Below are 11,996 nucleotides of genomic sequence, written 5' to 3'. Positions count from 1 at the left end.
CGCGGCTGCGCGTCGGGCGTCACGGCGTGCCCGCGTACGCCTGCACGCCGACCCACGCGGCGATCTGCGACACGAGTTCGTCGCTGGCCGCGGCGAGCGCGCGGGCGCCGCCGGCCGCGTCGGGTGTGCTCGACGGCGCGCGCGCGACGAACGTGCGCTGGCCGAGCACCTTGCCGTCGAGCGTGAGCGTCGCGCGCGCGGTCACCGCGCCGTGGCTTTGCGACTGCCCGTCGAAGACCTGCTCGAATTCGCTCAGGTCGACCTTGAGGGTCGGCGCGCGCACGCCGTCGACGCCTTCGAGCACCGTGCCGCGCGACGACAGCGCGCCGCGCAGGCGCTGCGTGAGCAGTTGCGCGGGCGGCGCGGTCCAGCGGCTGTCGCGATAGACGGCCACGTGCTGCGCATCGGCATAGGCGAGGCGGTACGCGAACTTGTCGGAATCGAGCGCGTCGGGCGCGGCGACGTCGAGCACCTTCAGCGCGGGGCCCGAACCGGTGGTCGCCACCGACGACGCAGGCCCGAGGTCGTAGCGGATGTTCGACAGCACCGCGCTGTTGCCGGCACAGCCGGCCGCCGCCGCGAGCGTCAGTGCGGCAAGCGCGGCCGCTGCCGGGCGCAGCGCGCGGTCAAGGATTCGTGGCATGGCGTATTCCTGCGTAAGGTTTCCGGTTTCGATGGGCGTCAGTGCCCGGCCGTCGCACCCGGCCAGACGAAGCCCGCTTCGCCCGGCCCGGGCGCCGCGCCGGGCGATCCGAACAACAGACTGCGCGGGTTGCGGCCGAGTTCACCGGCGACGTCCTTCAATTGCCGCGACGCGTCGCCGACGCTGTCGGCCAGCGCATTGAAGCGCGGCAGCGTGTCGTACTGCACGCGCGCGTTGAGGCCGTTCAGCGCGACGCCGACCTGCTCGGCGGCCGTGCCGGCCTTGTTCAGGTTCGACACGAGCGGCCCGTTCGGCTGCAGCAGCGTGTTCGCCGACGCCATCGCGCGGTTCACCTCGTGCATCGTCTCCGGCAGCGCGGTGACGGCCGGGCCGAGCTGCTTCGTCAGCGTCGCGGCGCCGTCGGCCGCGTGCTGCAGGCTTTCGGCGGTCGCACGCAGCTGCTCGCGCATCTCGGGCGACATCAGCGCGTTCGCGCTCTTCGCGGCCAGTTCGAGCTGCCGCAGCAGCACGTCGCCGCGTTCCTGGATCTGGTCGAACAGGCTCGGCCGCATCGGGATCTGCGCGATCGCCTTCGGCGACGACGGCAGCGGCGACAGATCGCGCCCCGTATCCTCCAACTGCACGAACGCGATGCCGGTCACGCCCTGGAAGCCGAGGCTGCCGTAGGTCGACTGCGTGATCGGCGCGTCGTGATCGACGAGAATGCGGATCCGGATCTGGCCCGGATGCGTGCGATCGAAGCCGATCGACTGCACCTTGCCGACGTCGAGGCCGCGAAAGCGCACGGCCGCGTCCGGAAAGAGCCCCGTCACGTTGGTGCGCGCGAGCAGGTCGTACGGCACGCGCACGGTGCGGTCGACGTTGAACCAGAACACGGTGCCCGCGATCGCGAGCGTCAGCGCGATCGTGAACAGGCCGGCCCAGAACGCATGTGATTTGTTTTCCATTCGCGGGTTCCTTGCTTCTACAGCTCGACGCTCGACAGCGCCGGTTCGAGGGCCGCCTTCGGCAGCTTCGCGCGCCGCTCGGGCGGCAGCGCCTGCAATGCGCGGCGCCCGCGCAGCCCCAGGAAATATTCGTGGATGAACGGATGGTCGACGTTCGCGGCCTCCTCGACGGGCGCCGCGACCAGCACCTTGCGGTCGGCCAGCACCGCGACGCGCGTCGACAGCGCGACCATCGTGTCGAGGTCGTGCGTCACCATCACGACGGTCAGCCCGAGCGTGCGGTGCAGCGTCGCGATCAGCTCGACGAATTCGTCGGACGCCTGCGGATCGAGGCCGGCCGTCGGCTCGTCGAGAAACAGCAGCTCGGGTTCCAGCGCGATCGCGCGCGCGATGCCGACGCGCTTCACCATCCCGCCCGACAGCGCGGCCGGCATCTTCGACGCGTGCTTGCACGGCAGCCCGACCATCTCGAGCTTCAGCATCACGATGTCGTGCAGCAGATCCGGCGGCACGCGGCCGAGCTCGCGCAGCGGCTGCGCGACGTTGTCGAACACCGTCATCGACGAGAACAGCGCGCCCTGCTGGAACAGCATCCCCGAGCGCGTGCGCATCATCCGCGCGCTTGCGTCGTCGATCGTCGCCGTATCCTCGCCGAACACCTTGATCGTGCCCGACGTCGGCCGTTCGAGACCGAGGATCTGGCGCACGAGCGTCGTCTTGCCGGAGCCCGAGCCGCCGACGATCGACACGATCTCGCCGCGCCGCACGTCGAAGTCGAGCTTCTGGTGAATGATGTTGCGCCCGTAGCGCTTGGTCAGGTTGCGCACCTCGATCACGAGATCGCCGGCATCGACGGCCGTGCCCGGCCGGGGGCCGACCGAACCGGCGCCGATGGCCGCGGCATGCGCGGTCGTTTCGTTCGATGCGTTCATCCGAGCCCCACGTTCTGGAACAGGATCGCGAACACCGCGTCGGCGAGGATCACGACCGTGATCGACGACACGACCGACGTGGTCGTGCCTTCGCCGAGGCTCTGCGAGTTCGCCTTGATCCGGAAGCCGAAATGGCACGCGACCAGCGCGATCAGCATGCCGAACACGACGCCCTTGCCGACGCCGATGTACAGGTTCGCGATCGGCACGACGCCCGGCAGCGAACGCACGAAATAGTTGATGTCGATGCCGAGCACGATCTTCGCGGCGAGCGCGCCGCCCGTCAGCGCGATGATGTTGGTCCACATCACGAGCAGCGGCATCGCGACGCCGAGCGCGAGCACGCGCGGCAGGATCAGCCGCAGCCCGTGCGGGATGCCCATCACGCGCATCGCGTCGAGCTCTTCCGTCACGCGCATCACGCCGATCTGCGCGGTGATCGCCGAGCCCGACCGGCCCGCGACGAGGATCGCCGACAGCACGGGGCCGAGTTCTCGGATCACCGACAGCCCGAGAATGTTCACGATGTAGCGGTTCGCACCGAACATCTGCAGCTGCTGCGCCGACAGGTAGCTGAGCACGATGCCGATCAGGAACGCGACGAGCGCGGTGATCGGCAGCGCCTGCGCGCCGGCGCTGTAGATGTTCGCCGAGGTTTCCTTCCACGGCATCGTCTTCGGGCGGCGCAGCACCGACAGCGCGTCGAGGATCACGAGGCCGAACATCGCGATGCCGCCCTGCAGGTGTTCGCCGAACGCGAAGATCGCCTGGCCGAGCCGCGTGACGGGATCGACGCGCACCACGCGCTCGGGCGCCTCGCGCGCGCTGTCGAGCCGCTCGATGCGCTCGAAGATCGTGCGCTGCGTGGCGCTCAGCGCGACGCCCGCCGGCAGCTTGCGGCCCCACACGCGCCACAGCGCCTGGCCGCCGACGTGGTCGAGCCGCTCGATGCCGGACAGATCCCATTCGATGACGCGCCCGGCGGCGATGCTCGCGATGCGGCGCGCCACGGCGCCGCGGTTGCGCGCGAGCGAGAGCGCGGTCCACTGGCCGGTCAGGCGCACCGTCTGGCCCTGGCCGCCGGCGTCGACCGACAGGCCGGGAGGGGTCTCGAAGTCCAAGGGCAGGTTGTTTGCAAAAGGATGACAGCGGCCATTGTAGCGAACCGCCCGGCGCCGCGACGTGAGGATGTGGGCGGGGCACCGGGCTCGGGGCGCGGCCGGGGCGCCGGGCCGGAGCCGGGCCGGCTGGGCCGTGCCCCGACGCCGCCGAGCGTCGCGGGGCCTGTTCATGCCGATAACGGGCCTGGGCCCGTGGCCGGTATCGCGACCTTTCATTGTTCCGTCACGTTTCCTTTCGATACTCTCACGCGCCGCACGTCAGGCCGTCGGCGCGCCGCGCCGCCATTCGTGCGTACCTCGCGTTTGATAAAACAGAACACCGAACAGGACATCCGATGCGTCTCCCCCCGCTTTCCCGCCGCCACGCGCCGGCCGCCGCCGCGCTCGCCAGCCTCGCCTTCGTCCTCGCCGGCTGCGGCGGCGACGACGTCACCGCCACGCCGCCGTCGCGGCCCGAGGCCCAGGCGCCCGCCGGCACGACGGCCACGCTCGCGCTGCTCGAGACGACCGACCTGCACACCAACGTGCTGTCGTACGACTATTTCAAGCTCGCCGCCGACAATTCGCTCGGCTTCGAACGCGTGGCGACGCTGATCGCGCAGGCGCGCAAGCAGTACCCGAACACGCTGCTGCTCGACAACGGCGACACGATCCAGGGCACCGCGCTGTCGGACTACCAGGCGCTCGTGAAGCCGGTCGGCTGCGACCAGACGCTCGCGATCTACAAGGTGATGAACGCCGCGAAATTCGACGGCGGCGGGATCGGCAACCACGAGTTCAACTACGGGCTGCCGTACCTGTCGCAGGTGACCGGCAACACGTTCGAGGTCGACGGCCTGCCGGCGCCGGCCCAGCAGAAGAAGTGCGCGGGCCCGAATTTCCCGCAGGTGCTCGCGAACGTGATCAGCGCGAAGACCAACGCGCCGCTGTTCGCGCCGTACACGATCCTGACGCGCACGGTGACGGCCACGACGCCGGACGGCAAGACGGTCAGCGCGCCCGTGAAGATCGGCATCATCGGCTTCACGCCGCCCGCGATCATGAACTGGGACAAGCGCTGGCTCGACGGCAAGGTCTACACGACCGGGCTGAAGGAAGCGGCCGAGAAGTACATTCCGGAAATGCGCGCGAAGGGCGCCGATCTCGTCGTCGCGATCTCGCACGGCGGCCTCGACAATTCCGCGTACTCGCCGACGATGGAAAACGGCAGCTGGTGGCTGTCGAAGGTGCCCGGCATCGACGCGATGCTGATCGGCCACTCGCACCAGGTGTTCCCGGACGCGAACAGCACCGTGGCGCAGTTCAACCTGCCGGGCGTCGACAAGGTCAAGGGCACCGTCAACGGCGTGCCGACCGTGATGGCCAACTACTGGGGCAAGCACCTCGGCGTGATCAAGCTCGGCCTGAAGTTCGACGGCAAGACGTGGGCCGTCGACAAATCGCAGACGACCGTCGAGGCGCGGCCGATCCAGAACGCCGACAAGAGCTACGTCGCGGCCGACCCGTCGGTCTCCGCCGCGATCGCGGCCGAGCACCAGGCGACGATCGACTACGTGAAGACGCCGATCGGCTCGACCGACTACCGGATGAACACGTACTTCGCGGACGTCGGCGATCCGGGCGCGATCCAGATCGTCAACGAGGCGCAGGCCGACTACGTGAAGACGTACGTGCAGGCGAACCTGCCGCAGTACGCGTCGCTGCCGGTGCTGTCGGTCAGCGCGCCGTTCAAGAGCGGCTTCGGCGGCGGCACCGACTACACCGACGTCGCGCCGGGCGCGCTCGCGATCAACAACGCGGCCGACCTGTACCTGTATCCGAACACCGTGTACGCGGTGAAGGTGAGCGGCGCCGACGTGAAGAACTGGCTCGAGACGGCCGCGAAGCGCTTCAACCGGATCGACCCGACGCAGGCGACCGTGCAGCCGCTCGTCAGCACCTTCCCCGGCTACAACTTCGACATGTTCACGTCGGCCGATCTCGCGTATGAAGTCGACGTCACGCAGCCGGTCGGCAGCCGGATCAGGAACCTGACGTACAAGGGCGCGGCGATCGACCCGAACGCGCAGTTCATCGTCGCGACCAACAACTACCGCGCGAGCGGCGGCGGCAACTTCCCGGGCCTCGACGGCAGCAAGACGATCTTCGCGTCGCCCGACGCGAACCGCGACGTGCTGATCGCGTTCATCAAGAAGCGCGGCGCGATCACGCGCGCGGCCGACGGCGCGCAGCGCAGCTGGCGCTTCACGAAGCTCGCGAGCTCGGTCGCGCACGTGCGGTTCGCGTCCGCGCCGAACCGCCTCGGCGACGCGGCGGCGGCCGGCCTGACCGGCATCACGCAGGTCGCGGCCGACGACGGCTCGGGCAAGAACCTCGCGACCTACGAAATCGACCTCACGCAATGAGACACGCGATGCAACCGATCCGGACGATGCGGCCCGCCGAAACCGGCCTCGCCGCCGCCGCGCGGCGCGTGCTGCGCGCGAAACTCCCGCCGGCCGCGCTGCTCGCGGCGGCGGCCGTGACCGTCGCGGCCGTCGTCGCGGCCGCCGGCCTGCGCGGCGCCGGCCCCGCGCCGAGCGCCGCGCAGCTCGACGAATGGCAGGCGATGGTCACGCAGGCGACCGAGCCGCATGCGCTGGCCCAATTGCGCACGCTCGCGCGCCGCGGCTCGGGCGCCGCGCAGGCGGCGCTCGGCATCGCGCTCGTCGATGCGCACGAACCGGGGTTGCGCGACGAGGGGCGCGGCTGGCTGGAAACGGCCGCGGCGGCAGACGGCCGGGCCGACGCGCCGGCTGCGCGGCGCGCGCGGCTCGCGCTCGGCAAGGCGTTGCTGCTCGGCAGCGCCGACTTCCCGAAAGACTATGCACGCGCCCGCGCGCTGCTCGGCGCGGCGGCCGAACAGGGCGACCCGGCCGCCGCGTATTACCTCGGGCTGATCTACCGCAGCGGCTACGGCATCGCGGCCGACCCGGTGCAGGCCGCGCACTGGTTCGACGTCGCGTCGCGCGCGGACATCCCGGCTGCCGACTTCATGCTCGCGAACGCGTACCGCGACGGCAGCGGGGTGCCGCGCGACGACGCGCGCGCACTCGCGCTGTATCGCCGGGCCGCCGAGCACGAGCTACCGGAAGCCGTGCAGACGCTCGCGATGGCCTATCGCAACGGCGAACTCGGGCTTCGGCCCGACGCGGACGAATTCCACGCACAGTGGATCGAGACCGCGCATGCGCTGAAGCATCCGGTCGTCGCGCCGTGACGCGATAGTCCTTCGGCTCGCGCTTGCCGTGGCGCGAGTCCTCCGCATGATCTAACGCCCCGCTCATCGATCGCCGTCACGCGGAATCGGTTGCGGGGCCCGGGCGAGCGCACCTCAATCCCCTTCCCGCATTTTTCCTTCCCGGTTTCTCCCCCAGACGCAACCACACCAGCCGCCGATTACCGAGACCACAGCCACGGATACCAACCAGCCGAAAAAAAACAGGTTGGCGACTCTCGGGTGCGTATCGAACAGACTGCCCCTTCCGTGAAGAATCAAAACGCCGAACAAATACAACCCACCCCAACAAACGAGTGTGGTCACGGCCGAGCCGGCAATTGCACCGATGGTAAATCCCAATAGTTTCATTTGATCGGAAAAAACAGGATTCTTTTTGAAACACGAAAATCGGACCAAAATCCAGGAATCACGATATTCCAGCGGATTCGAATTCCAGTACCGAATCCCGTGAGTTTTTCGCCATTCCATAGATCAATGTGCCCACCGCTTGCATTTGCATCTGCCTCGCCCTCGCGAGTCCAGTAGCCGTCAAACATGATGATGCCTGTTCGCCCTTCGACCCTATCCCTCCAATTGCTGCCGGTGACGTTTTCCGCCTTTCCCAGCCCTGCAAATGGTTGCAGCCTCAACCACTCGCCGAGCTCGTTGGCGCGCGTGGCAGTTGCTCGCCCGTTCAACAGGATACGCCCGATGCTCGACTGACCGCCAAGCGGCTTGACCAGTTTCGACGAAAATGACTTCATTTCTATGCCGACCCGGTGAAGCGCGACGCTCAACCGAATGGCGCATTGATTGGTATAAACGGGATTCTTATAAGGATTGCCCGGCGGATACGCGGCCCACAGTTCCTTGAATGTTACTGCCCTGAGTTGCACACCCTTGATCGAATCAGGCGTCGTGTTCGTTGTTACGGTTGTCGGTCTGTTTGGCATGGCGGCCAGTCCTCGTGGGCAAGCGCATCCTCGCCCCAATATACTCGGTAACTTCCGGAGATCTCGGTATGAATGCGCGGCAACCGACCGTTGGTATCGACGCGGCCCGCGATCGTCCGCCCATCGGCCATTTCTATCAAATACGGATAATTCTGAGATAGCGTAGTGCCGATGCAGGCGCGCACCTGTTCGTCATAGATGGGAGCAACGCGAGATCGTGGTGCGGTATCTTCTCTTTCGTCGATCTCCCCCATTCGCAGTTTCTTCTCGGCGCCGGCTGCATCTCGTGACGTCAGAATCATCTTCATGCCACGCTCGGCATAGAAGACGGGGGGCGGACTACATCCGCATACGTTGACATCGCCACTCAATGCCCACTGCCGACCATTGGGCCCCGTACCCGGCAAACGCGGACCTTCCGGCGCGATGAACCCTTCCTGTTTGCAAGCCGCGCAGTAGGTTTTCATGTAAAGCGTGGCGATCTGTACACGTGGGGGTGGACTGGAACACGTGACGAACTCCAGCCCTTCCGTAATCACGGCGTTACCGCCCCGGTCGCCCTTGGCAAGGAAATAGCGAATCATGCCGGCCAGCCACGGAACGTCCGGCCCGAACGCTTCTCGTCCGTAGCGGAATGAACCGCTGCCGACGCGATGACTGCCTTCTTGCCGTCCACGACAAGCCGACCACTCTGCGCGGCAAGCCGGCAAATAACCATGAAAGAAAATGCTGGTGACGCTTGCCCGTTGCTCATCTGGATTCCTCGTCGTCAATGGCTGGAATCCAAAATGCCCAATCCGCACGAGGCAATCAATCAGACGTATTCGAAATCGCAATCAATTAATATGGGTCGACTATATGTTTTCAACACGAACAAGAGCCGGGCGACTTCACCTATCGTGACGATGCCCTTCCGCTTGAGAACGCGATACCTTCGCCTGGCGGCGACGCAATTCGAGCGGACCTGTCGCGACGATCCGGACAAGCGCCTCGACACACGCCTGCCCGCTTGCCAACTCCCACCGCCCCCTGTCGCTACAATAGGCGCCATGAACGCCTCCACCTCCTCCGACACGCCCGAATCCGGCGACGCGCACATCGCGCGCAACCGGCTCGAGGCGCACCTGGACGCCGCGCCGCGCGCGTGGCCGCTCGACATCGTCGCCGCCACCGGCTCGACCAACGCCGACGTCGCGGCCCGGCTCAAGGCGCTGCCGCGCGGCCCGAACGCGTTGCCCGCGCCGCTCGTGCGCGTCGCGTTCGAGCAGACGGCCGGCCGCGGCCGGCAGGGCCGCCCGTGGTTCGCGCAGCCCGGCAATGCGCTGCTGTGCTCGGTCGGCTGCATCGTGCCGCGCGCCGTCGATGCGCTCGGCGGCCTCAGCATCGCGATCGGCGTCGCGCTCGCCGAAGGGCTGGCCACGCTGCCGCTCGACGCCCGCATGCGCGTCGCGCTCAAATGGCCGAACGACCTGCTGCTGACGGCCGCCGACGACGGCGCGCCGCGAATCGTCGGCAAGCTCGCCGGGATCCTGATCGAAACCGTCTGGACCACCGCCGACGCCACCGCCGTCGTGATCGGCTTCGGCATCAACGTGCGCGGCGCGCAAGCCGTGGCCGCGCAGGTCGACGCGCTGCGCGCGCGCGAAGCGACGCTCGCAAGCGGGCTGCCGCCCGCCGCGCTGTCGATCGCGTGCGCGTCGGCGAACCTCACCGATACGCTCGCCGCGTCGCTGAACGCGCTCACGCCCGCGCTCGCGCAATTCGGCGCCGACGGCCTCGCGCCGTTCCTGCCGCGCTGGCACGCGCTGCACGCATACGCGGGCCGCGAAGTCGTGCTGCTCGAACAGGGCGTCGAACGCGCACGCGGCATCGCGACGGGCATCGACGCGACCGGCCAGTTGCTGCTGGACACGCCGAACGGCGTACAGACGATCGCGGCCGGCGACGTGTCGCTGCGCGAAGCGCAATGAGCGAACCGTACCTGCTGATCGACGCCGGCAACAGCCGGATCAAATGGGCGCTCGCCGACGCGCGGCGCACGCTCGTCGACACGGGCGCGTTCGGCCACACGCGCGACGGCGGCGCCGATCCCGACTGGTCGCGCGTGCCGAGGCCGCGCGGCGCCTGGATCTCGAACGTCGCGGGCGCCGACGTGGCCGCACGGATCGACGCGCTGCTCGACGCACGCTGGCCGGGCCTGCCGCGCACGACGATCCGCTCGCGGCCCGCGCAATGCGGCGTGACGAACGGCTATACGACGCCCGAACAGCTCGGCAGCGACCGCTGGGCCGGCCTGATCGGCGCGCACGCGGCGTTTCCGGGCGAGCATCTGCTGATCGCGACGTTCGGCACCGCGACGACGCTCGAGGCACTGCGCGCGGACGGCCGGTTCACGGGCGGGCTGATCGCGCCGGGCTGGGCGCTGATGATGCGCGCGCTCGGCACGCACACCGCGCAGTTGCCGACGCTGACCACCGATATCGCAAGCGGCCTGCTCGCGGGCGCGCAGGCCGAGCCGTTCCAGGTCGATACGCCGCGCTCGCTGTCGGCCGGCTGCCTGTACGCGCAGGCCGGCCTCATCGAACGCGCATGGCGCGATCTCGCCGATGCCTGGCAGGCGCCCGTCCGGCTCGTGCTGGCAGGCGGTGCGGCAGACGACGTCGCACGTGCATTGACGGTCGCGCATACGCGGCATGACGCGCTGATCCTGTCCGGGCTCGCGCTGATCGCAGCCGATGCGGGCGACCCGGCAACGGCGCCGGATTGACGCGCGCGTGCCGGCGCGCGGCGGCGCGGGCCGATGCAAGCCCAGGCGGGCCCGCGTCACGCCGACGATGCAATACGCGCGGTGCCGCGCCTGCGGCCCGCACGAACGGTCAGGTCAACGGAAGCCATGAAAAAAGCCGGCCCTTCGGCCGGCTCGACTGAACGACGTGAACCACGTCAATGACGACAAGGAGTTTCGACGATGCTGCGCTGGCTGATCGCTGTTCTCTTTCTCGCCAACATGCTCGCGTTCGTGGTGGCGCGCGGCGTGTTCGGGCCGCTGCCGGCGGCCGGCCCGCGCGAACCCGGCGTGCTGTCGCGGCAGGTGCGGCCCGACGCATTGCGCGTGACACCGCTCATGCGCGCGACCGACCAGCCCGTGGTCGGCGGCCCGATCGCGGCGCCGGCCGTCACGACCGCGCCGCTCGCGGCATCGGCCCCGTGACGGCGCCGCGCCGCGCTCAGGACTGTTGCGCGCGCACCTTCTTCAGCAACGCGGTGGTCGAGCGGTCGTGCTCGAACGGAATCGCCAGCGCCCGGCCGCCCCAGCCGCGCACGAGCGCCGATTCCGGCAGCGCGTCCATGTCGTAATCGCCGCCCTTCACGAGGATGTCCGGACGGACGGCCTCGATCAGCGACACGGGCGTCTTTTCCCCGAACGTCACGACCCAGTCGACGCTTTCCAGCGCCGCGAGCAATGCCGCGCGATCCTCTTCGCGGTTGATCGGCCGGTCGTCGCCCTTGCCGAGCATGCGCACCGACGCATCGCTGTTCACGCCGACGATCAGGCACGCGCCGAGCGCTTTCGCATCGGCGAGATACGTGACGTGACCGCGATGCAGGATGTCGAACACGCCGTTGGTGAACACGACGGGCGACGGCAGCGACGCACGCAGCGCGACGAGGGCGTCACGGGTGATCAGCTTGCGTTCGAAGGTGGCGGACATGATGGCGACAGGACGGAATGGACCACGGCGCGCGCGACGGCAGCGCCAGATAAAAAGCCCGCCGGACCGGCCGGGCGGGCTTCACGCAACACACGCGACACGGTGCCGCGAGCCGGGCGCGAATCGGGCACGACGCGCGCCGGCGCCGGCACCTCCCGGCCTCAGGCCGGCTGCGCGGCCGACGACGGGCCGCTTTCGGCCTGCAGGCGGCTGGTGACTTCCTTGCGATAGCGGTTCAGCTCCTGCGCGGTGGCGAACGTGCGCTCGAACAGGATCGACAGGTTGTGCAGGATCCGGTCGACCACCTTCTTCTCCCACTCGCCGTCGAAACGGATCTGCTCGTCGAGCCAGCGCTCGAGCCATTCCGGATCCGGCAGGCGCGATTGCACGGTGTCGCGCGGGAACAG

At 68.7% G+C, this 11,996-nt stretch carries 12 protein-coding genes and 1 pseudogene; 5 read left to right on the top strand and 8 right to left on the bottom strand.

Translation table 11 applies throughout. The features are described from left to right. Nucleotides 1-19: 19 nt before the first annotated feature. Genes C5F75_RS03080 through C5F75_RS03065 form a run of 4 tightly spaced genes read right to left on the bottom strand, consistent with a single transcriptional unit; the run spans nucleotide 20 to nucleotide 3,664 of the window. The gene (locus C5F75_RS03080) at nucleotides 20-643 is read right to left on the bottom strand and encodes an ABC-type transport auxiliary lipoprotein family protein (RefSeq protein WP_059642764.1); all 624 of its coding nucleotides are present in this window, start codon (nucleotides 641-643) and stop codon (nucleotides 20-22) included. 38 nt (nucleotides 644-681) lie between these two features. Then, nucleotides 682-1,611, bottom strand: coding sequence for an MlaD family protein (locus C5F75_RS03075; RefSeq protein ID WP_059575996.1), 930 nt, complete (start codon nucleotides 1,609-1,611; stop codon nucleotides 682-684). A gap of 17 nt (nucleotides 1,612-1,628) precedes the next feature. Next, entirely contained in the window at nucleotides 1,629-2,543 is a 915-nt protein-coding gene (locus C5F75_RS03070; protein ID WP_059642767.1) for an ABC transporter ATP-binding protein, read from the bottom strand. Continuing rightward, nucleotides 2,540-3,664 carry an MlaE family ABC transporter permease gene (locus C5F75_RS03065; RefSeq protein ID WP_059575991.1) on the bottom strand — a complete coding sequence of 375 codons (1,125 nt, stop codon included), beginning with the start codon at nucleotides 3,662-3,664 and terminating at the stop codon, nucleotides 2,540-2,542. The genes C5F75_RS03070 and C5F75_RS03065 overlap by 4 nt, the downstream gene beginning before the upstream one ends. Before the next feature lie 335 nt (nucleotides 3,665-3,999). Between C5F75_RS03065 and C5F75_RS03060 the strand changes: the two genes are divergently transcribed. Both C5F75_RS03060 and C5F75_RS03055 read left to right on the top strand, forming a co-directional pair. After that, nucleotides 4,000-6,069: a bifunctional 2',3'-cyclic-nucleotide 2'-phosphodiesterase/3'-nucleotidase gene (locus C5F75_RS03060; RefSeq protein ID WP_104011864.1), complete on the top strand. Its 2,070-nt coding sequence runs from the start codon at nucleotides 4,000-4,002 to the stop codon at nucleotides 6,067-6,069. Nucleotides 6,070-6,077: 8 nt separating this feature from the next. Then, a complete protein-coding gene (locus C5F75_RS03055) occupies nucleotides 6,078-6,923 on the top strand; it encodes a tetratricopeptide repeat protein (RefSeq protein ID WP_104011863.1) in 846 nt (281 codons plus the stop codon). A 365-nt stretch (nucleotides 6,924-7,288) separates the two neighbouring features. Here the strand turns inward: C5F75_RS03055 and C5F75_RS03050 are convergent, their stop codons facing one another. Then, the gene (locus C5F75_RS03050; RefSeq protein ID WP_104011862.1) at nucleotides 7,289-7,876 is read right to left on the bottom strand and encodes a type VI secretion system amidase effector protein Tae4; all 588 of its coding nucleotides are present in this window, start codon (nucleotides 7,874-7,876) and stop codon (nucleotides 7,289-7,291) included. After that, entirely contained in the window at nucleotides 7,852-8,649 is a 798-nt protein-coding gene (locus C5F75_RS37085) for a PAAR domain-containing protein (RefSeq protein ID WP_258048541.1), read from the bottom strand. The genes C5F75_RS03050 and C5F75_RS37085 overlap by 25 nt, the downstream gene beginning before the upstream one ends. A gap of 276 nt (nucleotides 8,650-8,925) precedes the next feature. Here C5F75_RS37085 and C5F75_RS03040 point away from each other — a divergent pair, with 276 nt between their 5' ends. The 3 genes from C5F75_RS03040 to C5F75_RS03030 all read left to right on the top strand — a co-directional run bounded on the left by C5F75_RS03040 (nucleotide 8,926) and on the right by C5F75_RS03030 (nucleotide 11,087). Then, entirely contained in the window at nucleotides 8,926-9,846 is a 921-nt protein-coding gene (locus C5F75_RS03040; RefSeq protein ID WP_104011861.1) for a biotin--[acetyl-CoA-carboxylase] ligase, read from the top strand. Beyond that, nucleotides 9,843-10,643 carry a type III pantothenate kinase gene (locus C5F75_RS03035; protein WP_059575983.1) on the top strand — a complete coding sequence of 267 codons (801 nt, stop codon included), beginning with the start codon at nucleotides 9,843-9,845 and terminating at the stop codon, nucleotides 10,641-10,643. The genes C5F75_RS03040 and C5F75_RS03035 overlap by 4 nt, the downstream gene beginning before the upstream one ends. Before the next feature lie 201 nt (nucleotides 10,644-10,844). Continuing rightward, complete coding sequence (locus C5F75_RS03030) at nucleotides 10,845-11,087, top strand: hypothetical protein (protein ID WP_059575981.1); 243 nt, start codon at nucleotides 10,845-10,847, stop codon at nucleotides 11,085-11,087. 16 nt (nucleotides 11,088-11,103) lie between these two features. Here C5F75_RS03030 and rfaE2 read toward each other — a convergent pair whose 3' ends face one another. Further along, the gene (rfaE2, locus tag C5F75_RS03025; RefSeq protein WP_012329309.1) at nucleotides 11,104-11,589 is read right to left on the bottom strand and encodes a D-glycero-beta-D-manno-heptose 1-phosphate adenylyltransferase; all 486 of its coding nucleotides are present in this window, start codon (nucleotides 11,587-11,589) and stop codon (nucleotides 11,104-11,106) included. 161 nt (nucleotides 11,590-11,750) lie between these two features. Next, nucleotides 11,751-11,996, bottom strand: a pseudogene (locus C5F75_RS03020) (ferritin-like domain-containing protein); the annotation flags it as partial.

The sequence above is a fragment of the Burkholderia anthinoferrum genome (assembly GCF_002925705.1).
Lineage (GTDB): Bacteria > Pseudomonadota > Gammaproteobacteria > Burkholderiales > Burkholderiaceae > Burkholderia > Burkholderia semiarida.
Note: the sequence above shows the minus strand (reverse complement) of the source record. Positions and strands in the feature narration are given on the sequence as shown.

Excerpts from the sequence above, each read along its gene's own strand:
- C5F75_RS03050 (WP_104011862.1), bottom strand. The coding sequence starts at position 7,876 with ATGCCAAACAGACCGACAACCGTAACAACGAACACGACGCCTGATTCG.
- C5F75_RS03070 (WP_059642767.1), bottom strand. The coding sequence starts at position 2,543 with ATGAACGCATCGAACGAAACGACCGCGCATGCCGCGGCCATCGGCGCC.
- C5F75_RS03075 (WP_059575996.1), bottom strand. The coding sequence starts at position 1,611 with ATGGAAAACAAATCACATGCGTTCTGGGCCGGCCTGTTCACGATCGCG.
- C5F75_RS03040 (WP_104011861.1), top strand. The coding sequence starts at position 8,926 with ATGAACGCCTCCACCTCCTCCGACACGCCCGAATCCGGCGACGCGCAC.
- C5F75_RS03030 (WP_059575981.1), top strand. The coding sequence starts at position 10,845 with ATGCTGCGCTGGCTGATCGCTGTTCTCTTTCTCGCCAACATGCTCGCG.
- C5F75_RS03060 (WP_104011864.1), top strand. The coding sequence starts at position 4,000 with ATGCGTCTCCCCCCGCTTTCCCGCCGCCACGCGCCGGCCGCCGCCGCG.
- C5F75_RS03080 (WP_059642764.1), bottom strand. The coding sequence starts at position 643 with ATGCCACGAATCCTTGACCGCGCGCTGCGCCCGGCAGCGGCCGCGCTT.
- rfaE2 (WP_012329309.1), bottom strand. The coding sequence starts at position 11,589 with ATGTCCGCCACCTTCGAACGCAAGCTGATCACCCGTGACGCCCTCGTC.
- C5F75_RS03055 (WP_104011863.1), top strand. The coding sequence starts at position 6,078 with ATGCAACCGATCCGGACGATGCGGCCCGCCGAAACCGGCCTCGCCGCC.
- C5F75_RS03035 (WP_059575983.1), top strand. The coding sequence starts at position 9,843 with ATGAGCGAACCGTACCTGCTGATCGACGCCGGCAACAGCCGGATCAAA.